Below are 25376 nucleotides of genomic sequence, written 5' to 3' on the forward strand. Positions count from 1 at the left end.
ACCACAAAAGAGAGTCAAATAATGCAGACTGACGCACCATTAAATGCGATTAGAATCGTCATGGTCAACACTTCTCACCCTGGGAATATTGGCGCTGCCGCAAGAGCAATGCGAGTGATGGGATTATATAATCTTACCCTTGTTAATCCTCGCAAATTTCCAAGTAGTGAAGCCACTGCACTCGCTAGCGGCGCACTTGATGTCTTAGAAAATGCAGTCGTCACAGAGACTTTGTCTGAAGCCGTTAAAGATTGCCAATATATCTTTGGCACAAGCGCAAGAAGCCGTCACATTGGTAAACCAGAACTACCGATTGAAATAGGCGCTAAGAATATTGATGCCATTATTAAAGCGCAACCAGAGGCTAAAATTGCCATTTTATTTGGAACAGAGAGAACAGGATTAACCAATGAAGAGGTTGATATCTGCCAAGAACTTTTCTATATTCCCACAGAGAACAACTATAATTCCCTCAATATTGCTCAAGCAATTCAAATCATTACCTATGAATTACGAAAGCAAACAACATTCGATGATCGATTAGAGAAAAAACGTGAACCACAGTATGCTGGAGATCTACCTGCAACCCATGATGCAATGGAAGGGTTCTTTAATCATCTAGAAAGGACATTAGTAAAAACAGCATTTTTGGACCCAGAGAACCCAAAACATTTAATGCGTAAGTTACGACTTCTCTATAAAAAAGCAGATCTAACCCAAGAAGAGATCAATATTCTTCGAGGCGCTCTTGCTGCTTCAGAAAAAACCTATGGTCAATAGGAGTTAAATAGGCACCATGATTAAAACCATTAAAGAAGATATCCAAAATATTAAGAAGTTCGACCCTGCGGCGCGCACCTCTTTAGAAATCCTCCTCTCTTACCCTGGCCTTTGGGCAGTATGGATTCACCGTGTTGCCCATAAACTGTGGAACTGTAAAATTAAAACCATTGCACGTTGGATCTCGACATGGAATCGATTCCTTACTGGGATTGAGATTCATCCTGGCGCCCAAATAGGGAGATGTCTTTTTATCGATCATGGTATGGGCGTTGTTATTGGAGAAACAGCCATTATCGGGGATAACTGTACGCTCTATCATAGCGTAACGCTAGGAGGGACAAGCCTTGAAAAAGGTAAGCGTCACCCAACACTTGGAAAAAATGTCATTGTGGGTGCTGGCGCTAAAGTCTTAGGTCCTATTACTCTTGGGGATAATAGTAGTGTAGGCGCTAACTCTGTGGTGATTAAATCAGTTCCTGAAAATGTCACAGCGGTAGGGATTCCTGCACGCTTTTCAAAACCTGATAAACCTAATGTTAAAAAAGAGATCGCCGATAAGCTTTTTAATGCTTATGGCATGAGCAATGATATTGAAGATCCCGAGGCTAATGCGATCAATCTACTACTCAATCATATTGAAAAGCTTGATAAAGCCCTTTGCCAAATGCAAACAGAGCTTAAATCTCAAAATATCCATCTCAACATTCACTGGCCCACCATCCAAGATTGCTCTTTTGATGAAGAGGGGCTTCATATTCATGAGGCAGACATCACTAAAACAACAAAAGAGAATGATGAGGCTAAAGAGAATAAGATAGCGCCTTAATTCACAACATAAACCATCACAACTTTAATCTTTAAAGTGAGGAAGAAGTATGGACCTTATTAGAAAATGACTCAAACAGATCCTCCTCTCGATGAGCATGCTAATCTCGAGAAGTCTTATTCAAACTACTTATCCTCACTTTTTTGAAGATCAAGATGCAGCGCTTACAAACCAATACCGATACTCTCTAAAATCGATGATTAATGAGCAAAGCTTAGAGCTCTGGGATCCTCCATTAAAACTGGTAGCTATAATAGAGTGAGTAGCTCTCTACCCCTTGGTTCGGTCTTTTCAAACCTAAATTAGAATAATGCATCGCTCTCAAACCAAATCGATGACGACCACTCTTAATACCTACACCAATTCGATCCTCGAAATTAAATGAGGATCCCAACCTACTATCTCCTACCCTCGTGCGATTAAAAAAAGCCGCACCAATACCGACCTCTATAAATGGCTGAAAACCTTTATTAGTATTAAATTGATAGATAAATACAGGAGAAATTGAGAAAGAGTGCGCAGTATTACCATAGCGACCTTTTTGCCACTTGGTATAACCAATATCCCAACCACCTGTTAAGCTCCCCACAGAAGACTCAAACCATCTTTTATCCCATGGTTGAATATAAGAAATTCTCTGCGTAGTCTGTCCTTCTCCTGTGCCACCTAAACCTAATAGCAACTCTCCTGCATTAATATTATTTACCGTCAATAGTAATAAAATTAAAAACAATCTTATTGATATTTGCTTTCTTCTTATCTTTTTTAACATTAAAAGCCACCCAAACACTCAAATTGACTTGCATTATTAAATGATAACAAACAAACGATTCAAAACAATACCTTATAAAAATAAACAATTAAAAGAGCGTGAATAAGAGAGGCAGCAATAAAGCACATTTTAATCCAAAAATCTTACTAAACCTTGAATTCTAAAGGCACCCGGCGCTAATACACCAAAAGCCCAAATCATTGCTGAGAAAAAATTCGACCATTGAAAATGGTGTTTTGGCATCATGCAAATACCTGCAATTAACGGTATTGTCGCTCTAAAAGGCCCTAAAAATCGCCCAAAGAAAACACTCCAAATTCCCCACTTATCAAAAAAACCTTGTCCTTTTGTTAATAGCTCTGGCTTTTTTGTAAAGGGCCACATTTTATAAATTCGCCATTTATAGTGATAACCGATGCCATAAGAGACCCAATCCCCCACAAAAGCACCCGATGCAGCTGCTATCCAAATAAACCAAAAAGGAAGCCCCGTCTCACCAATTAACACACTTAATCCCACCAAAATAACCGTTGCAGGAATAAAGAGGGAAATCAGCGCTAAAGATTCACCAAATGCTAAGATAAAAATAATCACCGGCGCCCAATACTGATGTGCACGGGTAAATTCTGTAATAGTTGTAATGAGTGATTCAAGATCCATTGTGTATTTATCTCTAGGTAGAAAGATTTCTCTTATAGCCGATTCGGTTTAAGAAGAACAAGCCTTAAATAGCTAGCGCAGGATTTTAGAAAAAATACGAAATCCCCCAGCCTTGCACAAATCTATAAAGACACATATTAAATAGTGCCTACAAAATGCCAGATAGAACCTATTTCTTATTATTAATAGCCTAAGCGCCGGCTTTTAAATCAATCTGTTTTGAACTTATAGTGATTTCCAAATAAAATTAGAAGTCGAAATTGATTAGTTAGCCATCCTCCTAAAATAGGTTGATGAGCCGCCAAGTCGAATGCTTACATATTTTTTGAAATTACGTGCCAGCAGTTTTAAGCCTTTTGGGTTCGTGTCGGAATTTAATGCATAATAGCTATATTTCACTATATAAAAAATAAAGAAACATCGCTAACAAAAAAGGATTCCCAAAGATCGAGAATCCTTCTTAATTTTTATCTTACCAAAAGATCATGCGCTCATAAGATCAGAGCTGTTTTACTGTAAAACCTGCCGCTTCAAGTTTTGCTTTAGGACCTAAAACCGCAGTATGTGTCTCTGGATTAGAGAGATACTCACGCGCAACACGCTGAAGATCTGCAATCGTTACATTTAAAACAGCCGCTCGATAGCTCTCTAAATCTTCAGGCGTACGACCATATCTTGCCATAAAGTAACGATCTCCAAATTCACTTGCTGGTGTTTTAGGTCGATCAATAGCACTGATTACCCCTAAGATTGCTTCTTCTAGTTGCTGTTCGTCATGTTCAGACTCTAACAACCAATTAATAGAAGCATCAAAATCAGCTAATGTCTCTTCTAAACGCGGATCACGATAACTAAAGAAGTTAAAAGCACCAGATGCAGCATTATAGTTTGCACCACCACCATAAGCGCCACCTTGCTCACGAATCGCTCGGTGTAAATATCCATTACGTAAGAAACCTGTTAAGACTTGAAATACAGGGGAATCAGCATGATCTCTCGTTACTGTTTTATAACTCTTCGCACAGTAGAAAACCGGTGCATTAATTGCCCAACCAAGATTAATCGTCTCACTCTCTTTTGAGGCAAAAGGCACTTTAAATGATTCTGCCTTATCATCAACGGTATGCGCCATCACTGCTGCAAATGCTTGCCCTACCTCTTCAATATTATCGGCATCGTTTAATACCACTAACTCATAAGGGCTATTTTGGATTTTTGTTAAAAGTGCTGCTAATTTTTGCCCAAACTCTCGGCATTTAGCTTCATCTTTCAGAGCCGCTTCTGTGACTCTAAAATCTTTAATAGATTGCATACCACTTAAGCGCTGATCTAATTGAGCAATCAGGGCGATATTTTGGCTCGCAACCCCCATCGCATAACTGTGACCATTACTCACAATCCCCTGCTCACGCCCTAGTTTAATCTGCGCCATGATCTCCTGCATACGTTTCACTTCATCAAAACGCGCATTAAACAGAATATCTTGTAATAAAGCACCAAGCGCTTCATTATTATTTAAGAGCGCCTTACCAGAAAGCACCCAAAAACCACGAATATCATCCTCATGTGGTTGATACATCGTTCTTGCAGTCACACCGCCCGTTACAGCTGAAATTCTCGCTTGCTGCTCAAGATATGACTTCTCGCCGGCTCCCATCTCTGTAATAAAAGCATCTAAGAAGGGGAGAATCTCCATCTCTTCTTCGGTAAGCTTAGGAAGATCTACCACAATTGATTGATATGTCATCCCATTAGTTGTTGGTGAACCTAATACTAATGGGCTATTTACATAATTTAATTCAGGGAATGTGAGTTTTGCTGGAATATCCTCACGCGTCACCATTGGTAAAATTGAATCATCATCTACTTGTGATTGTCTTGCTTGTAATGCTTTAGAGTCTTCAATAATTTTTGCAGTTGCTTCTGGGGTTAAATTTGCTTGAATATCTGCAAGTCTTGCTTTCTCAGCTGCGACTAACTCATCTGCTAATGTATGACTTGGATTAACCGTTAACATCACACGATGAGGGTTATTTAAGAGTAAACGCTCAACTAAGTTAGGGATAAAGTTTCGATCTTGAATCTCTTCACGCATTTTCTTAAGCGATTCATCAAATGAGAGCGTATCAAATGCCTCACCACCATGAAGTACCGGCGTTAAAGTATCGACAATCAAACGTAGACCATAAGGGTAGCGGTCTCCAGAGATCTCTCTTGAAGCGAGCTCTAATTGATGGAGCGCAGCCTCAATACTCTCTTGTGGCACGCCATTATCGCGTACATTTGTTAAAGTCGCCGTAATCAGCTCATTGATCTTATCTGTATCTTCACTATTTGCCCCTTCTAAACCACATGAAAAGAAGGATTCACGAGTGCCCTCTTCTAATCCACAGAACATTGAAGGAGCCGTTCCTAAATCAGTCGATTCAAGCGCAAGACGAAGCGGTGAACTTGAGTTATCTACTAATACACTACTTAAAATTCTTGCGCGCATTAACTCATCTGCATCCATAATAGGATTGAGTAACCATGCATTAACCACATGGCTCTGCTTCTCTAACGGCTCATCCACAGGTAATGGATAAGTTGCGGTAAAGCTTTGCGGCTCTGAGTAGCGAACCTCATCTTTCACACTAAAATCAAAGTTTTGTAAAGTGAATTTAGAGAGTACTTTCTCTTCAAACACTTTTTGATGCTCAAGCGGATCCATGTTGCCGTATGTCATAAACACACTATTTGATGGATGGTAATGTTTTTTATGGAAAGCCACTAACTCTTCATGTGTTAAATCAGGGATATCTTTCGGATCACCGCCTGAATTATTATGGTAAGTAATCGTTGGGAAGAGTGCTTTTGTTAACTCTTGATAAAGCACTGAACCAATAGAACTCATCGCACCTTTCATTTCATTAAAGACAACGCCCTTATAAACAAGTTCACTCTCCGGATTTTCCATCTCAGTGAACTCTAAACGATGCCCTTCTTGTAAGAAATCTAAATACTCTAATTGCGGGAAGAATGCCGCATCTAAGTAGACATCTAAAAGATTATAGAAGTCTTTTTTGTTTTGGCTCGCAAACGGATATGCCGTCCAATCAGATGAGGTAAATGCGTTCATAAAAGTATTTAAAGAACGGCGAATCATCATAAAGAATGGGTCACGCACAGGATAATTTTCTGATCCACAAAGCGCTGTATGCTCTAAAATATGTGCAACACCTGTTGAATCTTCAGGTACCGTTAAAAAACCTACTAAGAAAACATTATTCGTGTCATCGCACGCTAAATGGACATGCTTTGCCTGCGTGACATTATGCGTATATTCTTCAAGCGTGATATTTAAGGATGGAATAAATGTTTCTTTGGTCTTAGTAAATGTCTGAGTCATTGATCCTCTCTATTGCATTAAATGCAGATTTTCATTAAATCATGCGAATAAATCTATTAAAATTAATTATTGCAGATGATTCTCATTAAATTCGATTGGCTTTATCATAACAACATTCAAAGAGACAAGGTAGATTTTGAATCAACCTTTTAAGGGCAAAAAAACGTTTTGATGTTTTATTCCCATCTTTTATGTGCCGCACATGAAAGCCTTATACAACTATGATGGTGTTAATTTTCAAAATCTCAAGATGAACCCTCAAACTTCTCTCTATGTTAAAAGTATTAAATGCGCTTTTATTTGTTAAACGCTAGAATTAAATCATTCTATGAAAAGAAAACAAGAATATGTGAATTTGAGAACCTTCTCTTAAAAATCCCCCATATCCCTTCATTAAGCGTCTGCTTTAGACTTAAAGCGGAAATTTAACAACTAAAGCGCAAACACTATCAAAAATTAGGCGTAATAGATGATGATCGATTCTCTAGCGTATACTTAAAATATCTTAAATGATGATTCAACTATTTGAACTGACATAAGATGAGCGATCAACAAAATACATTTCACTACAGCTTAATACCCTATTTTCTTAAAATACAGGCATAAAAACTACGCTCTTTGTGCAACTCTACATTTAAATTTATCTTGAACGGCATTTATTTGCTAAGATAGTCCTCTTTTAGAGTAAGATAATTCACCTTTTATTATATAGATAGAATCGATGAAGAATATTAGAAACTTTTCAATAATTGCCCACATTGACCATGGCAAGTCCTCATTAGCAGATCAGTTTATCCGCATTTGTGAAGGTCTCTCAGAAAGAGAGATGGAGGATCGCGTCTTAGACTCGATGGATCTTGAAAAAGAACGGGGAATTACGATTAAAGCACATTGTGTTTCTCTCGACTATAAAGCAGATAATGGTGAAACCTACCATCTTAACTTTATCGATACCCCAGGACACGTCGACTTCTCGTATGAGGTTTCCCGATCACTTTTTGCTTGTGAAGGCGCGCTGTTAGTCGTTGATGCCGCCCAAGGAGTGGAAGCGCAATCTGTTGCTAACTGCTATACCGCCCTTGATCAAGGTCTCGAAGTCATTCCCGTCCTTAACAAAATCGACCTGCCCGCAGCTGAGCCTGATCGTGTAGCCATGGAAATTGAAGATATTATCGCAATTGAAGCGATGGATGCAGTGCGCTGCTCTGCAAAATCTGGGGTTGGCGTTCGAGATGTTCTCGAAGATATGATCAAAAAAATCCCGGCTCCTGTGGGAGATGTCAATGCGCCACTTAAAGCCCTTATTATCGACTCTTGGTACGATAAATATGTGGGAGTTGTCTCTTTAGTGCGGATCTTTGATGGCGTTCTTCGTAAAAATGACAAAATTAAGATCATGAGTACCAAAGAGACTCATGAAGCCTCACATGTCGGTGTTTTCACCCCTAACCGTGTAGATAAAGAGCAGCTCTCAGCAGGGGAAGTGGGTTTTGTCATTGCCGGCATTAAAGATATCGATGGAGCCCCTGTGGGAGATACCATCACGCTTGAAAGAAACTCGGCAACAGAGGCCGTTCCAGGATTTGAGCATGTTCAGCCGCGTGTATTTGCAGGGCTCTTCCCTGTAGATTCAGAAGAGTATGAAGATCTGCGTGAAGCCCTTAAAAAGCTCCGTTTAAATGATGCCTCCCTTCACTTTGAACCTGAAACCTCACAAGCGCTTGGCTTTGGCTTTCGTTGTGGCTTCCTTGGAATGCTCCATATGGAGATTATTCAAGAGCGTTTAGAGCGTGAATATAACCTAGATCTCATCACAACCGCCCCAACTGTTATCTACGAAGTTGAAAAAAATGATGATGAAGTCATCTATGTGGATAACCCTGATGGATTACCGAAAGTCACCCAAATTAAAGAGATTCGCGAACCTATTATTGAAGCGAATATCTTAACGCCGCAAGATTATATCGGAAACATCATGAAGCTCTGTATTGAAAAGCGTGGTGTTCAACTCGACATGGTTTATGCAGGAAATCAGGTTCAACTTCGTTACGAGCTTCCTATGAGTGAGGTTGTATTGGACTTCTTTGATCGCCTTAAATCAATCTCTCGGGGTTATGCATCATTTGATTATAAATTTATTCGCTTCCAAGCAGCGAATCTTGTAAAAGTTGATGTACTAATTAACGCCGAGCGTGTAGATGCGTTATCATTAATCACCCACAAAGATAATGCCCAATATCAAGGGCGTAAGCTTGTGGAAAAAATGCGCGAGCTCATTCCAAGACAACAGTTTGAAATAGCCATTCAAGCGGCTATTGGCGCCAATATTATTGCGCGCACCAACGTTCGAGCACTTCGTAAAGATGTGACTGCGAAATGTTATGGAGGGGATGTGAGCCGTAAACGTAAACTATTAGAGAAACAAAAAGAGGGTAAGAAACGCATGAAACAAGTGGGTAGTGTCGAAATCCCACAAGAAGCGTTCTTAGCTGTTTTGAAAGTAAATGAAGAGTAAATAAACTATGTCGATATTTGCAAATCTCACCCATTACCTCGCCATTATCATTATATTAGCGATCCCAGTTACAGGCCTTATCTGGCTTATTGACTCGCTTTTTTATAAGAAAAAACGTCGAGAAGGTAAAAAAGAGCCTTGGATTGTGGATTGGTCTAAATTCCTCTTTCCAGTTGTCCTTTTTGTAGGTGTCCTTCGTTCTTTTATTATCGAGCCTTATGTTATTCCTTCTGGATCTATGCAACCGACACTCTATGCCGGTGATATGATTGTGGCTGATAAATGGTCTTATGGCGTGAGAGTGCCAATATTAAATACTCGCCTTTTTTCAAAACCAGGCGAGGGCATTGAGCGTGGTGATGTGGCGATCTTTAAATTTCCTAAAGATGAGAAGGTCAACTATATCAAGCGGGTTGTAGCAATCCCTGGTGATGTCATCGATTATAAAAATAAGCAATTTACCATTAATGGGGAAGCCTTAGAATATCAATATGTGGGGCCTGCTAGAGCGCCTGAAGAGGAAGATCTCTTTGTAATCGAACGCTTCCCAACAGGGCCTGTAGGTTCTAATGAATATAAAGAACATACCATTCAGACCTCAAAAATCATCACCGATGCAGATCGTGGCCTAGGGCTTTACCATCGCTTCCCACTCACCATCCCTGAAGGTAAATTTCTCATGATGGGAGATAACCGTGATAATAGCTATGATGGCCGTTTCTGGGAACTCGTGGATGATCAAAAAATCCTAGGTAAAGCTCGCTTTATCTGGATGAACTATAACTGCGTCACTTCTTTTGAAGATTGTGACCATATCTTTACCACAATTGAATAATATGCAACAACTCGAGAAAAATCTCAATTACACCTTCATGGACAAACGCCTCTTAAAACAGGCCTTTGTCCACCGCTCTTACTCACAAGATAACAATGAACGTTTAGAGTATTTAGGGGATGGTTGCCTTAACTTTATTATCGCTGAAGCACTTTATCATAAGCTTCCTGATGCTAATGAAGGGGAGCTAAGCCAGCTTCGTGCTCATCTTGTTAAAGAAGATACGCTTGCCGAGATCGCACTTAAACTCAATCTTAATCAATTTTTGATCTTAAGTCTTGGCGAGAAGAATAATGAAGGGGAATTTAGGCCAAGCACCTTATCAGATTGCCTTGAAGCACTCTTTGGTGCACTCTTTTTAGATTCTGACTTTGAGACAACAAGACTTGTGATCCTGTCACTTTATGAGCCTTACTTTCAATCGATTATTGAAAAGGCTAAAAAAGATCTTGGTGAAATCTTCAAGAGCCCAAAAAGCCGATTACAAGAGAAATTACAAGCTTTAAATAGAGAAATCCCCACCTATGATGTTATCGATATCACAGGAAGAGACCACGAGAAGGTCTTTAAAGTCCTCTGCACTTTTGAAAGCCATAAAACAATTGCAGAAGGCACCACTAAAAAACGCGCAGAGCAGCGCGCAGCTGAATTAATGTTGGAGAAAATTTAAGATGACAAAAGCTGGATTCGCATCCATTATCGGCCGCCCTAACGTCGGTAAATCAACGCTCATGAATGGTATTCTTGGGCAAAAAATTAGTATTACCTCCAACAAACCACAAACTACGCGCCATGCAATTACCGGCATCTACACCGATAATGAGACACAGATTATCTTTCTTGATACGCCAGGGATTCATACCAATATGCAATCGGCGCTCAATAAGCAGCTAAATAGAACCGCAATGAGCTCTATCACCACCGGTGATGTGCTTATTTTTATGGTAGAAGCACTGCGCTTTAACCAAGATGATGAAAAAGTTCTGAGCAAACTTAAAGGCGTTGAAGCACCGGTTATTCTTGTCGTTAATAAAATTGATAAAATTGAGAATAAAGACGATCTCTTCCCATTTCTTGCTCAAATGAGTGAGCGCTTTGACTTTGCCGATATTGTCCCACTTTCTGCAAAGCAAGAAAAGTCTGGCATGAGATTAGTTGAAGTGATTCAAAAATATCTTCCAGAGCAAGCGTTCCCTTATAGTGAAGATGAAATCACCACTGTTTCTAGTGCCTTTTTAGCAGCAGAAGTTCTTCGTGAAAAACTCACACGCAGATTAAATCAAGAGTTACCTTACACTATCGCTGTAGAGATTGAAGAGTTTAAAATCGAAGGGAATCTCTATCGCATTTTAGCGGCTATTTCTGTCGAAAGAGAGAGCCAAAAAGGAATTGTCATCGGAAAAGGTGGCGCAACATTAAAAGACGCCAGCACACAAGCTCGTATTGATCTTGAGAAACTATTTGGCGCTAAAGTATTCCTTCGAGCATTTGTGAAAGTCCGTGAAGGCTGGTCAGATGATGAAAAGGCACTCAATGCGCTAGGCTATAAAGATCTCCTTTAAGCTTAAGATAAACATTGCCTCTCAAAGATCTTCTCTCGGGAAGATCTTTTGCCGTCACCTTCACGATTTAGTGCGATCTATTTTTCAAAACAGACTATTTGTTCCCTATTAATGCATTTTGTCTATGCGCATGTTATCTATAGCATGCCTGATTCTAGGATCCTTCCTAAATAAACATGACTGACAAACCTATGAATAAATTTCAATACCTCCTTAAACGCTATACTGAAAGTAGCCATTACTCACTTCATGGCGCTATCTGGATGATTATTGCTGGCATTGCTTTTGCTGGTATAAACGTTATCACCCCGCTAATTACCGAAAATTATGTGATCAGCTCAAGCTGGATCGCCTTTTATCAGTACCTCTTCGCCCTGCTTTTTATGGCCCCTTTTTTCTTAAAACTTGGGGTCAAAAAGATTCTCTATACACGCCATTTTATGACGCACTTTTGGCGGATTTTAGTCGCCGTAATCGGTATCCAATTCTGGGTTCATGCATTAGCCATTCAATTTCCTATTGGAGAAGGGGTTGCTTTACTTATGACCTCTCCCCTTTTTGCAAGCTTAGGGGCTTTTCTCTTTCTACGTGAGCGCTTTACAGCACCAAGAGTAATTGCCACTATTTTAGGATTTGCAGGTGCCATCATCATCCTTGCCCCCAATAGTAAAAACTTCAATAGCGCAGCAATTTTCCCTATTTTAGCAGCACTATTTTGGGCGCTTCATGCACTTTTAATGAAGCACCTATCAGATAAAGATCATCCTTTAACAATGGTGAGCTATCTCTATATCTTAATGGTCCCCATCAACCTATTGGTCGCTCTAACCGGAAACTTTGGGCACTTACCAAAAGCGCCATTTATTCCTGATGTAGAGCTACTCCTTGTCCTACTACTCTTAGGATTTTTAACAGCCATTGCCCAGTATGCCGTTGCTAAGGCTTATGCTCATGCAGATGTAATCTTTATCCAACCTTTTGATTATCTCAAACTCCCCTTAAATGCCTTCCTTGGATTTATTGTCTTTGGCTGGGCTGTCACAAGTCAATTTTGGATCGGAGCGGTTATTATGGTCTGCTCACTCTTAGCCATCAGTTATTTTGAAATTAAAAAAACAAAATAACAGTAATCATCCTTTACCAATTTTAAAGATTGATATTTAAATGAAATTTTTAGATAAAACTCAAGCCAGCCTTTTGATGAATCAGCTTGGAAAAGAGAGAACGCCTTTTCTCTTTATCATCAGTTTTGATACGCTTAAAAATGTTGTTGTTCCCCTTGATGAAATCGATCCTTTAAAAATTGCGTACGACTTCCAAGGCTTACAGAATAATTTAGGGGCTTTTCATGAAACTTACCCTCTCAATGCGCAAGATAACACTTTATTAAAAATAAGCCCCACATGGCAATGTGAGCCGATCTCATTTACGGAGTATCGCAAGGCTTTTACACCACTGATGAAGGCGCTACAAGCTAAAACCACAGATTTAGCCAATCTCACCTTCCCAACGCCTATCAAATGCAACCTAACGCTTCCTGAAATTTTCGCTCGAACTTCAGCAAAATATCGAATTTTTTTGAAAGATCATTTCTGCGCTTTCTCTCCTGAGACATTTATCACGATTAAAGATCATGTCATTGCAACATATCCCATGAAAGGGACCATCAACGCATCTATCCCCAATGCCGAGAATCTCTTGCTTGAAAACCCAAAAGAACTTGATGAGCATCAAACCGTGGCTAAAGAAGCACTTAAAGATATTGCCTTAGTCGCAAAAAATGCGAGAATCTCTCGCTTTCGTTATGTCGATCATGTCGCGCGCGGCGATGGTGAGATATTACAGACAAGCTCCATCATAGAAGGGGATCTCGAGACAAATTACCATGAAACTATTGGTGATCTTCTTTATAACCTACTCCCAGCAGGATCTATTACTGGCTCACCGAAAAAAATTACAACACAAATCTTAAGCACGATTGAAACTTATCAGCGGGGATTTTACTCCGGCGTTGCCGGCATTTATGATGGACATAACCTTGATAGTACAGTATTAATTCGCTATCTTGAGAAAAGTAGAAGTAACAGTGACGCTATCAAGCCTTCCATCAAAGAGACGACCTTTTCAACCATTAGCCCCATTAAAGATCAAAATAATCAATTTCTTTATACCTTTAAAAGTGGCGGTGGAATTACCGCAATGAGCCATGCTAAGAGTGAATATGACGAACTTATCGAAAAAATCTATCTCCCCATTTCTTGAAACCATTAAACTAGAAGGAGGCTTCTTCTCTGCGCTCTCTTTTCATCAAGCTAGAATGGATGCAACTAGAGCTATTTTTTTTGATAATCCTGAACCTCTATCGCTTCCTCTTGCGTTGATGAAAGCAGGATCAATTCCGCCTAAAGGGCTCTATCGCACCCGCGTGATCTATAGCGACAAAATTGAATTAATTGAATTTATTCCTTATGAGAAGCGGGAAGTTACCAGCTTAAAACTTATTGAAGCGAATATAGATTACAGCTTTAAATATGAAAAACGCCCAGAACTAAATACCCTTTTTCAACAAAAGAAAAAGTGTGATGATATCCTTATTACCAAAAAGGGATACTTAACAGATACATCCATCGCCAATATCGCCTTATTAAAAAATGGTACTTGGTATACTCCAAAATCGCCACTCTTAAAAGGTACTAAACGCGCTGCACTACTACATCATGGTTTAGTGATAGAAGATGATATTCACCAAGATAATCTTCAAGGTTATGAATCTATTAGACTTTTTAACGCCATGATTGAGTTTGGAGAAATTGAGTTTTCCATAAAGAATATACAAGCACCATAAAGACCTCAAAAGGATAAATATAATAGAAGCATTAAGCTAAAAATGTGCCTATAATCTATTTTTGTTAATAGATTACTGTCCCCCACAAAGGTCTTTCATGTTCAATAAAAAACTTATCCTCTCCGGCATTTTATCTGCCGCACTCTTATCTGGCTGTGCTACTGTTGAAGATGCTGTCAATGTACTTTTATCCCCAGGCAAAAAAGATACCTCGCCCGAAGCAATCAAGAAACAAGCGGCAAAAATTGAAATTGACCAGGCTGGCAGTTATAAAATTAATACCTATATGCGTCATGCGATGGGGAATAACTTCTCCGTCAATGATTACACAAAAGTTTGGGGTAACCCTACCATTTTGGTAAAAAATAACAGTGATTATCTCTTAAAGTGGGCACCTTACGATAATAACTGCACGATCTATATTAACTTTGACCCTGCTACAAAAATTGCTAAAACAATGGATTATCACTTAAGTGAGAACTGTGCCTCGATCAACATGACAGGACCTGCCATTGATGTTCCTAGAAATGAAGTATTTTCCCCAGGCTATATGGCGATGCGTGATCGCACCTTATCAGATGCAATGGAAGAGTGGATTGGAAAAAATGTAGATAAAGTTCTCATTAGCTGGGGATCGCCCTATAGCGCCGTACCTCTTAATGCTGGAGGCAAAGTCTACTCATGGAGAAATGCATGGCAAACAAGACCTAATGTTTGGTCGGGCGAATATACCTATGGCACATGCCAACAGACATTTATCACCGATAGTAAAGGAACCATTACGAGCTGGGATTATAGTGCCTGTAACCCAGAAAACACCTATGGTAAAACACCAGCAGCTGTACCAATTCCCAGTCCTCGTGGCTAGTTTGACCAATAGAATATAAAAAAACCTGCAAAGATCATCTTTGTAGGTTTTTTTATCAGTTAGAAACTAAAAATATAACTCCCAATATCGCAATCAGGTATCGATTGTTGTTTTACGATATACGTCTCTTTTAAGGCAGATCTTCGAGCTTCATCACGATAATTAATCTCTTGACGTTCATCTAAATAACTCGAAGATAGCTGTTTACATGCTGTTGTATTTTGAATCGTCTCTTTCGCCTTAGATGAATCTATTTTTTTATAGACTTTATTATCTAACCTTAAAGTAGCCCCATCCTCAGAAAGAATTACGGGAAGTTTTCCGACCCCAAAAAAAGCAATTGTAATCTCAAAATACCCATTGGCATTCTTTTCTAAAACAAACTCTTCCTTTTCCCCTGAAGCTAACCTATTTCTTACTAATAAATAGGTCTTACTATCTTCCTTTGTAATCGTGACAATGTCACTCTTATCTTCCTGACTCCAATATCCAACATAATTATCATAAGAATCAGAACAGGCTGTAATCACCAAAGCAAATAATAAAATTAATAGTTTTCTCATATCAAATCACTCAATAGTATTTATCAAAACAATCGCTATACTACCAGCAACAAAAACTGATAACTATTAATATTAATTATTAACTATTAAATAAATTCAAAAACCATTTATAAATAAAAATAGTAATGAAAAATACAACCTATCAGTTACCTCTGAATCATTAAAAAATCACCGTTCTATTCCCTTGAACAATGACTCGATCCTCAAGGTGATAGCGAAGCCCTCTTGAGAGGACAATTTTTTCGATATCTTTCCCTAACCGCACCATATCTCTTACCGAATCAGCGTGAGAAACACGAATGACATCTTGCTCAATAATGGGACCTGCATCTAAATCTTCAGTGACATAATGGCAAGTTGCACCGATTAGTTTCACCCCACGCTGTGCGGCTTGATGATAAGGTTTTGCCCCAATAAAAGAGGGTAAAAAACTATGGTGAATATTAATAATTCGATATTGGTACTTTTCACATAAATTAGGAGGGATAATCTGCATATAACGCGCAAGCACAATAGTATCAGCTTTTGAAGCTTCAATGAGTTCATTGACTTTAGCAAAACTTGGGGCTTTATCTTGGGGGTTTACCGGCACATGATGATAAGGAATCCCATACCATTCGACCATACTACGAAGATCATCATGATTAGAGATCACGCCAACAATCTCGCAATCTAACTCATGAGCATGCCAACGAGAGAGAATATCCACTAAGCAGTGTGCTTCTTTACTCGCCATCAACATCACTTTATGCTTTTTAGAGGTATCAACAATACGCCAATTTAATTGAAACTTCTCGGCAATCGGCGTAAAACGCTCGCAAAACTCCTCAATACCAAAAGGTAAGCTCTCCGCTTTAATCACATGGCGCATAAAGAAAAGACCAGTTTCTAAATCAGAGTGATGATTTGCTTCCATAATCCAACCACCATTTTCCGCTAAAAAGCCACTCACAGCAGAAACGATTCCAACGCCATCAGGACATGACATCACCAAACGATATGTTTTCATAAACGACGATTACCTCTTTACTGATATTTCATCAACATAATTTATAATATTTTTAACACGAAAATTGACTCAAAAAAGTCACTCCAGAGAAATGACAAGATCTCTTACTTTTTCAATCCATTAATTTATCTGAAATAAGTTCTTTTAGTAAGTTTATTTCAGCCATTTTGTAAAATGCAGATAGAACTATCTCAAAAAACGATCAACTTAACAACTTTTAATGATGCATCTTTTTAAAATTTGTGCAAACCCTACAAGATATAGCGGAAAAGTTTCTCCAAAATAAGAGATCTTCTAACATCAAAATAAGAACCTGTTATAATTTGCGCTATAAATCTAATAGTTCCCTTCTCTTTTCTCAGGAGCGCTTTATGCAAGTCTTTCATAATGCCGTCGCAGGCTTACAAATTTTATTTGTAGCTTTCGGCGCAATGGTTCTTGTCCCACTTTTAACGGGGCTAAACCCATCAATGGCACTACTTGGTGCTGGTATCGGTACAATTCTTTTCCAAATGATTACGGGATGGAAGGTACCGATTTTTTTAGGTTCATCATTTGCCTTCATTGCCCCCATTATCTTCTCTGTCTCAACATGGGGATATGGCGCGACATTCTTCGGACTTTTTGCCGCAGGATTTATGTATTTCATCTTTGCATTTGCCATTAAAATCAAAGGAATTGAGAGCGTCCATCGCCTTATTCCACCTGTAGTGATCGGCCCTGTGATTATCGTTATTGGATTATCAGTGGCGGCTGTTGCAACAGAAATGGCAATGGGGAAAGCAGGTGGTGAGCAAGTTGTTGATTATCAACTCTCTATTATCGTTTCTACCGTCACTTTTGCCGTTACAGTCCTTGTCACCATGTTTGGTAAACGCTTTTTACGTTTAGTACCAATCTTAATGGGTATTGCCATTGGTTATGCCTTAGCGGCAAGCCTTGGTTTAGTCGATTTCTCTAAAGTAGCAGCTGCCCCTTGGTTTAAAGTCCCCGACTTAGTAAAACCTGAAATTAATTGGATGGCTGCACTCTTTATGCTTCCTGTAGCAATTGCGCCTGCCATTGAACATATCGGGGGAATTATGGCTATCGGTAAAGTCACCGGTAAGGATTATGCTTCAAATCCAGGACTTCATAGAACTTTAGCTGGTGATGGATTAGGCGTTTGTGTGGCGGGCTTAATTGGTGGACCTCCTGTGACAACCTATGGAGAAGTGACAGGAGCAGTCATGCTTACAAAAAATGATAAACCTCTCATTATGACTTACGCCGCAGGTTTTGCGATTGTGATGGCATTTTTTGGAAAATTTAATGCCTTTTTAAGCTCTATCCCACTCCCTGTCATGGGCGGTATTATGATTCTCCTCTTTGGAACAATTGCTAGCCTTGGTTTAAAAGCATTAATTGATGCCAAAGTTGATATCACCGTACCTCGCAATCTTGTGATCATCAGTGCAACGCTCATTACCGGTGTTGGTGGTTATACGATCGAAATTGGGAGCTTCCCATTTGCCGGCGTGGGTTTAGCCTCGGTACTTGCTATTATCTTAAATCTCATCCTTCCCCATCCTAAAGATGAAAAGGAAGAAGAGATAGAAGCTGATATTTAAAATATAGTGAATAAATTTTGTCTTATAGGCACCTTTAAAGCTTATTACAGACAAAAATAAAAAACTGGACTATTTTTTTGAAAGCCCTCAAATATGAGGGCTTTTTCCTGTAAACTACCTATTGAATCTCATTATCCCTAAAGCAGAAAATGGATGAGAAATCACTAAAATTTGTTTCTCATCACCACCAATAAAAACAATTATAAAACTACCTAAAAACTATGAATAATCTTAATACCCTTCATTTAGAAGATCTTCCTCAAGATGAAACGCTGCTACAACAAATCACCCAAAAGCAGGTCCTCTACTTTCAAGAGCATCTTTTAGAGTGGTTTGAGCGTGAAGGACGGCATGATCTACCTTGGAAACCCCAAGCGCAATTTAGTGAAAAAATTAATCTCTACCGAATTTGGATATCAGAGATTATGTTGCAACAAACACAAGTTGTGACGGTTTTGCCTTACTTTGAACGATTCATGGCGGCATTTCCTACACCAGAAGATTTAGCAAAAGCTTCGGAAGAAGAGGTTTTAAAACTGTGGCAAGGCTTAGGCTATTATTCTCGTGCAAGAAATCTTCATGCCGCAAGCAAGCAACTTGTCTTAGAGTTTAATGGCATTATTCCTCCTGATTTTGAAGCTATTCGTCGCCTTAAGGGAATTGGAGATACCACCGCTAATGCAATTTTAGCACAAGGATTTAACCTACCATTTGCTATTTTAGATGGAAATGTTAGACGTGTTTTAACGCGTATTACTGGCATGATGGCGCCTAGAAAAGAGCTTGATAAAAGATTAAAACCCTTTAGTGAGACTTTTCTTTGCCGGCAAAACCCTGCAGATTATACCCAAGCCATTATGGATTTTGGGGCAACACTTTGCAAACTTAAGCCCCTTTGTGAACGCTGCTTTTTACAACAGTATTGCTCAGCATTCATTCATGAAAAAGTGGCTGAAATCCCTGCAAAACCTATTAAAAAAAAGAACCCTACAGAATCAGTTGCGCTTATTCTCTACTGGACTGAGACCAATCAGATCTTATTAGAAAAGCGTCCCACAAAAGGCATTTGGGGCAATCTCTACTCCCTTCCTGAATTACTTTTACAAGGAAAAGATCAAAAAAGTACTTCAAGCGCGATTATTCATGAAAAAACATTAAATGATTTCCCTCATAAAAAACAACTAGCTAACATCCGACATCAATTTACACATTATACGTTAGAAGCATCCCTCTTTAAGATTCCTGTCTCAGATGAGTATCTTAAAGCGCTTATCTCTTCTCAAAATCTTAAGAATTACCGTATGGTGACAGTAAATGACGCGCTTTTACTACCAAAACCTCAGCCTATCGCTGAATTATTAAACCAAATCGCAACAAACTCATTAGCTCAAACACTTTGGTAAAATAGATAGAGATAATCACATCACTTCGTTATCTTCTATAAAGCCCCCCATTTATTCTAAGGATTATCACTATCCTTCTTTTGCTGATTTATCACTTTTAAAATCTATAGTATACTGAGTACTGTTTTGAGATCTTCTACCTTTCGAGAAAATACCCCATAAGCCCTGAGAATTTTAATGAATAGATTGATATTACAAAGATTCATGCGATCTTTATATTTCGCTCGCTACTACTTCTTGGTAGTATTCTTTATTATTATCTCTTTAATTATCACAACCATTGCAAAAGCGATCCAAACAAAAGAGGAGAATAATACACACATTCTCTCTAGCGTTATTAGCTCTTATAAAAAATTACAATCTCCATCAAAAGCATCTCCTATTATTTTAGAGTCTGTCTCTGAAACAGAAGAATTACCTCACCTATTATCAAAGGCACAAGCGTCTGATACACCAGAAAAAACGCAAATCACATCAAAAAGTGCAACCTCTTTTATATTAAGTGCCTCTTTCAAAGCCATCGAAACACAAACAGCACTGTCTCAAACAACAGAAAAACCGCACAATCCTGAAGAGATTACGGAAGCACTACACAATGATATTTCAGCCATTATTGCGCAAAAAAGTGAGCCATCTTCAACTTTAGAGTTGCTTATTCCTGATACCGTTCTTAATAATTATCTCCTCTTTACACTATTTCCACATCGTAAATCGGAAATTATTAAAGAGCCTATTGCGCACCCTTATAAAGAACATGGTCCTGTTGATGATATCTCTGTCATTAAACTTGCCAATAAGATTGATGCATCATTGAGTTTTTCAGAAGATTCAATGCTCGATGAATATGAAAATGCAGAAGCCTTTTTTGATGAAAATCACGCATATTATGAAGGGTTTGATGACTATGATGATGAATTCCTTACGCTACTAGAACAGCAAAAGGCTATCGATAAAGAAGACTCACAAACCTATCCATACCTACAAAGCCCGCTCGAAATTTTAGAAGCTGAATCGATCTTTGAAAATTTTGAAGAGCAGCCCATCGCCAATCAAATAGAACAGCTTTTAACAACGGGAGATTATTTCCTTTTAGCCAATAACCCGATTAAAGCGCGTCAATATTATGTTCGTGCAGTAAAAACAGGGGCTATTGATAAAAGCTCGCCATTTTATGCAAAGGCTTTAGTCAAACTTGCAGATATGGAAGATAACGCCTACTTAGCTCGCTTTCAATACACCAATGCACTTGATATCTACGAAGCTAATGAAGGCTTTGATATGGAAGTTGCCGATATTTTAGTGAAACTTGTCTGGACCTTTGATATGGCATCAGAGCGTATCGTGATTTATGAACTCCTTACAAAAGCAAAGCAGATTCATGAAGATCATAGCTACACGCCGCAATATACAGAAGTCTTGCGAAATTTAGCGATCTATTACGAAACAGTTAATGACTATGAGCGCGCAGATGCCAATTATAAAGCCGCTTTAGCCTTAGACTTACAATATCTCACCACATCAGATATTAGAACAATTTTAGCACTAGAAAATTACGCCGCGTTTTACCTTAAATTCAATGAATTTGAAAAAGCGGAAGAGATCCTCCTCTTTAAACTAGAGGCGCATAATGAGCTCTCTCCACCAGATTACTATAATCTAGGGCGGACACAATCAATGCTGGGCTGGACTTATCTGCAGATGAATGAGCTTGATAACTCCCTCCATCAATACAATAGCGCGTTAGGTAATATTAATTACAGTATTACAAAAAATAGATTTATGCCGCATTATTACTCTTTACCGGCAATTTTTGATCTCATCTATTTCTTTATTTATACTAAAGAACCCGCACTCGCAGTGCCCTATTTTGATGTAGCAGTTGCGCTTTTAGAAAGCGAAAATGAGGAAGAGACAATCCAATACCTTCAAGAAACAAGTTTTGAAGAGATCGATCCTGAAAGAATTGTCAACTATCCTTGGGCAGCTCAAGCGCAGATTAAGGGGCTGATCTCCATTATTGAATATATTCAATCAACCAAAAATTAATCGCCGCGATTTATAACCCTACTCGAATCAAAGGTTTTATATGGCTATCTATGTCATGAGCGATATTCATGGATGTTATGATGAATTTAAAGCGCTCTTAAAAAAAATCAATTTCAAGCACTCACAAGACCAACTCTATCTTGTGGGAGATCTCATTAATAGAGGTCCTAAATCTTTAGCGGTGATGGAATATTTGATGAGTCATCCTACATCAATTTTCCCCGTATTAGGCAACCATGATCTCTCCTACCTTGTTTATGCTGCAGGGGAAACACGGTTACGCAAAGGGGATACCTACGATGAAGTTGCACAAAGCCCTGATGCTAAAAAAATTAAAAAATATCTCAAAAAACAGCCTCTAATGCGCTATATCCCCAAACTGAATGTTGCAATTGCTCATGCTGGGATCCCCCCCTTTTGGTCTATAGCGCAAGCACTGAGCTTGAGTCACGAAATCCATGAGCAATTGACCACAGATGATAAAAAAAACTATCAGCACTTAATGCAAAAAATGTTTGGTAATACGCCAGCGGCATGGGATGAGTCTCTAACAGGGATCGATAGGACACGCGCGATTATCAACTACTTTACTCGAATGCGCTATTTAAACCTTGATCTTTCAATGGACTTTGATAATAAAACAGAAAATTATGATGCAAAAATCATGAAACCATGGTTTCAATTTGATCGCGCGCTTCATCAAAACTGTAAAATTATCTATGGTCATTGGGCAAGCCTTGGTATCCATGATGAAAATGGTACACTTTGCATTGACTCAGGCTGTGTGTGGGAAGGGGAATTATCCGTTGTTCAAATCGATAGCCCGACGTTTAAGCTTACGAGTTTTAGCTTTTAAAAGCCTATCACGCGATTGATAAGCTCTTCGGTTTAAACAGGTCTATCTTACGGCAAAAGGGAATGCTTGCGTCCTTACTTATAGTAAATAGATTCAAAACAGGCAGACTTAAATGCCGGCACATAGGCTATTAACAATAAGAAACATGTTCTATCTGGCATCTTATAAGCATTTGACCTAGCTGCTCATCAACCTATTGTAGGGGGATCACTATAACTAATACAATGCGACCTCTGATTTTATTTGGAAATCACTATATTTGCCCAATACAGATCTTTTTCTGCGTCAGGGTGCAAATTTCCTCAATAAAAGGTAAAATGCTCTGTTACAGAATAATTGATTACTAAGAGGTTGACTGATGCAAGATATCCGGACTTTACTGCGTAAAACCAGTTTTAAAACAAGTGCTAACAGCCTCACCCAACTCCCCATGGATAGTCGAGGTGAAATCGCCTTTGCCGGTCGATCTAATGCCGGAAAATCAAGTGCATTAAATATGTTAACCGGTCAAAAAACATTAGCAAGAACTAGTAAAACTCCAGGTAGAACACAGCTTATCAACTATTTTGAAGTCAAAGATCACCTCTATCTTGTTGACCTTCCTGGATATGGTTATGCAAAAGTACCACTTCCTATGCGCGAACATTGGCAGAAAATCCTTCAAGGCTATTTTGAAAAACGGGAATCTCTAGATGCCTTAATTATGCTAATGGATTCTCGCCATCCGCTGACAGATTTAGATAAACAGATGCTTCACTGGTGTGAGTCTCAAGAACTCCCCACACATATCTTACTCACAAAAGCAGATAAACTTAGTAAAAATGAGGCAAGTAGTACTCTGCAGAAAGTTAAAAAAACATTAATCGAAGAATTTTCAATTCCTATTACTGTTCAGCTATTTTCTTCGACAAAGCCCGATATTGGCTTAAAAGAAGCGCTCAGTTACTTAGGTGAATGGATCGAACATCATGAGTCATAAATTACCGCTAATTATTATCGCTGATATGGGAGCGACTTTCTCTCGTATTGCTTTTATCGATGAATATCAAGCCATTCGCCATGTTAAGGTCTACCCTTCGGCTGATTACCACTCTCCTAAAGAGGTGATCCGCGCCTATCTTGCAGAGATTAATGAAGAAGCTCCTGATCATATTTTTATTGCTGTTGCTGCGCCCATTGTGAATGATCGCTTAGTTCTAACAAATAACCATTGGGACTTTAGTCAGCAAGAGATTTCTCAAGACCTTAATACTAAAGTAACTTTTATTAATGATTTTGAAGCTTTATCTCTCTCTTTAGATCATCTTTCACATTTAGAAACCATTGAAATTGGTCAGCATCGAAGCAGTAAACACCCCTACCCTCAACACTCTAAAGTGGTTATCGGTACCGGAACAGGTTTTGGTACCGCAATTAGCTTACAGACTGATCAAGGAACAATCAGTATCCCTTCTGAAGGGGGGCATGCGCTTTATTCCCCCCAAGATTGTGTTGAAACAGAGCTCGTACATTTAGCCATAAAAGAGCTAAATCGCCCCATTATCGTTGAAGATCTTCTCGCTTGTAAGCATGGGATTCAACGCCTTATTCGCTTAATGGCTATTCAAGAAAATGTCGCTCAAATCCCTTTTGAACCAACGCCTGAAGGCTTATTAGATGCCGCTCTTGAAAAAGAGGAGCCTTTTGCCATTCATGTTTTAAATCGTTACTGCATGATGCTAGGAAACACTGCCAGCAATATTGCCCTTACTAGTGGCGCTGCTGATGGTGTCTATATTGGGGGCGGATTTTCTCCTCGATTTAGTGAGTTTTTACAACAATCTAAATTTAGAGAATGTTTTGTAAACAAGGAATCTGTTGCAGATATCTTAGAAACCGTTCCGACATACTTAATTGTTCATCCTTATGCAACTTTAGTAGGATTACAACAAATTCTACCTAGATATCTTTCATAGATGAGAGGAGCTTATGTTATCTCATATTCAAAACCACTATCACCTACTTCGAAAATCTGAAGCAAAAGTTGCAGATTGGGTTTTAGCACACCCCAATGAAACAGTGGATCTCTCCATTAGTGCTCTAGCGGAAAAGGCAGGGGTTTCAGAACCAACCATTATGCGTTTTTGCCATGCGCTGAACTATGAAGGTTTTCATACCTTCAAACAACTTCTCGCAAAAAGCCTTCGCTCAGGCGTACCTTTTGTCCATGGTAGTATTTCACCACATGATTCAACCTCGAGTATCATTACAAAGCTCATCGATCAATCTAGCGCTGCGCTTTTAAATATGAAAAACTACCTCAAAGAAGCAGATCTTGATCAAGCCATTAGCCTTCTTGAACAATCTAATCAAGTGATGTGTATTGGACATGGGGTTTCAGGCGTTGTTGCAAATGATATTCAGCAAAAGCTACTTAGAGTCGGCATTCCTGTTTCAGCCTACACCGATCACCATGTTCATAGCTTAGCCGCCAGCCTTTTAACGCCTAAAGATGTCTTAATCGCCGTCTCTCATACAGGTAAAAGCCAAGATGTTATTGATTCTGCGGATTTAGCAAGACTCAATGGTGCCGCTGTAATCGCTTTTGCACCAAAAGGCTCACCATTAAGCTCCTATGCCACCGTTGTTTTAGAATCTGGTACAAAAGAGGATACATCAGAATATATGCCGATGATTTCACGTCTTGCAGATCTTGCGATCGTTGATATTCTTCTTGTCACCTTGGCACTCAAAAAAGGCCCTGAATTTAGAATCGCAATGGAGAACTCCCTTAAAATTATTGATTCTAAGCGCACCAAATAATAAAAGATTTACCGATAATGAAGGCTTTTAATG

At 39.0% G+C, this 25376-nt stretch carries 22 protein-coding genes; 17 read left to right on the forward strand and 5 right to left on the reverse strand.

Features of this window, described 5'->3' with window-relative positions; translation table 11 throughout:
• Positions 1 to 21 precede the first annotated feature (21 nt).
• Both MMG00_RS08025 and cysE read left to right on the forward strand, forming a co-directional pair.
• A complete protein-coding gene (locus tag MMG00_RS08025; protein ID WP_242147175.1) occupies positions 22 to 780 on the forward strand; it encodes an RNA methyltransferase in 759 nt (252 codons plus the stop codon).
• A 16-nt stretch (positions 781 to 796) separates the two neighbouring features.
• On the forward strand, positions 797 to 1609 hold the full coding sequence (gene cysE, locus MMG00_RS08030; RefSeq protein WP_242147177.1) for a serine O-acetyltransferase: 813 nt from the start codon (positions 797 to 799) through the stop codon (positions 1607 to 1609).
• Positions 1610 to 1844: 235 nt separating this feature from the next.
• Here cysE and MMG00_RS08035 read toward each other — a convergent pair whose 3' ends face one another.
• From MMG00_RS08035 to MMG00_RS08045, 3 genes are all read right to left on the reverse strand, one after another.
• On the reverse strand, positions 1845 to 2381 hold the full coding sequence (locus MMG00_RS08035; protein WP_242147179.1) for an acyloxyacyl hydrolase: 537 nt from the start codon (positions 2379 to 2381) through the stop codon (positions 1845 to 1847).
• A gap of 129 nt (positions 2382 to 2510) precedes the next feature.
• Positions 2511 to 3041, reverse strand: a complete 531-nt coding sequence (locus MMG00_RS08040; protein WP_242147181.1) for a DedA family protein — start codon at positions 3039 to 3041, stop codon at positions 2511 to 2513.
• A gap of 499 nt (positions 3042 to 3540) precedes the next feature.
• On the reverse strand, positions 3541 to 6429 hold the full coding sequence (locus tag MMG00_RS08045; RefSeq protein WP_242147183.1) for an insulinase family protein: 2889 nt from the start codon (positions 6427 to 6429) through the stop codon (positions 3541 to 3543).
• Positions 6430 to 7150: 721 nt separating this feature from the next.
• On the opposite strand from MMG00_RS08045, the gene lepA reads away from it, so the two are divergent.
• The 8 genes from lepA (at position 7151) to MMG00_RS08085 (ending at position 15054) form a co-directional block, all read left to right on the forward strand.
• Entirely contained in the window at positions 7151 to 8944 is a 1794-nt protein-coding gene (gene lepA / locus MMG00_RS08050) for a translation elongation factor 4 (RefSeq protein ID WP_242147185.1), read from the forward strand.
• 7 nt (positions 8945 to 8951) lie between these two features.
• Positions 8952 to 9779, forward strand: a complete 828-nt coding sequence (lepB, locus tag MMG00_RS08055) for a signal peptidase I (protein ID WP_242147187.1) — start codon at positions 8952 to 8954, stop codon at positions 9777 to 9779.
• A 1-nt stretch (position 9780) separates the two neighbouring features.
• Positions 9781 to 10449, forward strand: coding sequence for a ribonuclease III (gene rnc / locus MMG00_RS08060; RefSeq protein ID WP_242147189.1), 669 nt, complete (start codon positions 9781 to 9783; stop codon positions 10447 to 10449).
• Between the two features lies 1 nt (position 10450).
• Positions 10451 to 11341 carry a GTPase Era gene (gene era / locus MMG00_RS08065; protein WP_242147190.1) on the forward strand — a complete coding sequence of 297 codons (891 nt, stop codon included), beginning with the start codon at positions 10451 to 10453 and terminating at the stop codon, positions 11339 to 11341.
• Positions 11342 to 11532: 191 nt separating this feature from the next.
• The gene (locus tag MMG00_RS08070) at positions 11533 to 12465 is read left to right on the forward strand and encodes a DMT family transporter (protein ID WP_242147191.1); all 933 of its coding nucleotides are present in this window, start codon (positions 11533 to 11535) and stop codon (positions 12463 to 12465) included.
• Positions 12466 to 12505: 40 nt separating this feature from the next.
• Positions 12506 to 13603 (forward strand): aminodeoxychorismate synthase component I, encoded by a 1098-nt coding sequence (locus MMG00_RS08075; RefSeq protein WP_242147192.1) that lies wholly within the window; start codon positions 12506 to 12508, stop codon positions 13601 to 13603.
• A complete protein-coding gene (locus MMG00_RS08080) occupies positions 13563 to 14186 on the forward strand; it encodes an aminotransferase class IV (RefSeq protein ID WP_242147193.1) in 624 nt (207 codons plus the stop codon). Before MMG00_RS08075 ends, MMG00_RS08080 begins: the two co-directional genes overlap by 41 nt.
• A 97-nt stretch (positions 14187 to 14283) precedes the next feature.
• The gene (locus tag MMG00_RS08085; RefSeq protein ID WP_242147194.1) at positions 14284 to 15054 is read left to right on the forward strand and encodes a hypothetical protein; all 771 of its coding nucleotides are present in this window, start codon (positions 14284 to 14286) and stop codon (positions 15052 to 15054) included.
• A gap of 59 nt (positions 15055 to 15113) precedes the next feature.
• On the opposite strand, the gene MMG00_RS08090 is transcribed toward MMG00_RS08085, so the two are convergent.
• Complete coding sequence (locus MMG00_RS08090; protein WP_242147195.1) at positions 15114 to 15617, reverse strand: hypothetical protein; 504 nt, start codon at positions 15615 to 15617, stop codon at positions 15114 to 15116.
• A 160-nt stretch (positions 15618 to 15777) separates the two neighbouring features.
• Positions 15778 to 16626 (reverse strand): formyltetrahydrofolate deformylase, encoded by an 849-nt coding sequence (gene purU, locus MMG00_RS08095; protein WP_242147196.1) that lies wholly within the window; start codon positions 16624 to 16626, stop codon positions 15778 to 15780.
• 371 nt (positions 16627 to 16997) lie between these two features.
• On the opposite strand from purU, the gene MMG00_RS08100 reads away from it, so the two are divergent.
• The 7 genes from MMG00_RS08100 to MMG00_RS08130 all read left to right on the forward strand — a co-directional run bounded on the left by MMG00_RS08100 (position 16998) and on the right by MMG00_RS08130 (position 25343).
• Positions 16998 to 18236: a uracil-xanthine permease family protein gene (locus MMG00_RS08100; RefSeq protein ID WP_242147197.1), complete on the forward strand. Its 1239-nt coding sequence runs from the start codon at positions 16998 to 17000 to the stop codon at positions 18234 to 18236.
• 221 nt (positions 18237 to 18457) lie between these two features.
• On the forward strand, positions 18458 to 19639 hold the full coding sequence (gene mutY, locus MMG00_RS08105) for an A/G-specific adenine glycosylase (RefSeq protein ID WP_242147198.1): 1182 nt from the start codon (positions 18458 to 18460) through the stop codon (positions 19637 to 19639).
• Between the two features lie 204 nt (positions 19640 to 19843).
• The gene (locus tag MMG00_RS08110) at positions 19844 to 21685 is read left to right on the forward strand and encodes a tetratricopeptide repeat protein (RefSeq protein ID WP_242147199.1); all 1842 of its coding nucleotides are present in this window, start codon (positions 19844 to 19846) and stop codon (positions 21683 to 21685) included.
• A 40-nt stretch (positions 21686 to 21725) separates the two neighbouring features.
• Positions 21726 to 22541 carry a symmetrical bis(5'-nucleosyl)-tetraphosphatase gene (locus MMG00_RS08115; RefSeq protein ID WP_242147200.1) on the forward strand — a complete coding sequence of 272 codons (816 nt, stop codon included), beginning with the start codon at positions 21726 to 21728 and terminating at the stop codon, positions 22539 to 22541.
• Positions 22542 to 22899: 358 nt separating this feature from the next.
• Positions 22900 to 23520: a ribosome biogenesis GTP-binding protein YihA/YsxC gene (gene yihA, locus MMG00_RS08120; protein WP_242147201.1), complete on the forward strand. Its 621-nt coding sequence runs from the start codon at positions 22900 to 22902 to the stop codon at positions 23518 to 23520.
• On the forward strand, positions 23510 to 24496 hold the full coding sequence (locus tag MMG00_RS08125) for a glucokinase (protein WP_242147202.1): 987 nt from the start codon (positions 23510 to 23512) through the stop codon (positions 24494 to 24496). The genes yihA and MMG00_RS08125 overlap by 11 nt, the downstream gene beginning before the upstream one ends.
• A gap of 13 nt (positions 24497 to 24509) precedes the next feature.
• A complete protein-coding gene (locus MMG00_RS08130; protein ID WP_242147204.1) occupies positions 24510 to 25343 on the forward strand; it encodes a MurR/RpiR family transcriptional regulator in 834 nt (277 codons plus the stop codon).
• Positions 25344 to 25376 lie beyond the last annotated feature (33 nt).

This window comes from Ignatzschineria rhizosphaerae, assembly GCF_022655595.1.
Taxonomy (GTDB): domain Bacteria; phylum Pseudomonadota; class Gammaproteobacteria; order Cardiobacteriales; family Wohlfahrtiimonadaceae; genus Ignatzschineria; species Ignatzschineria rhizosphaerae.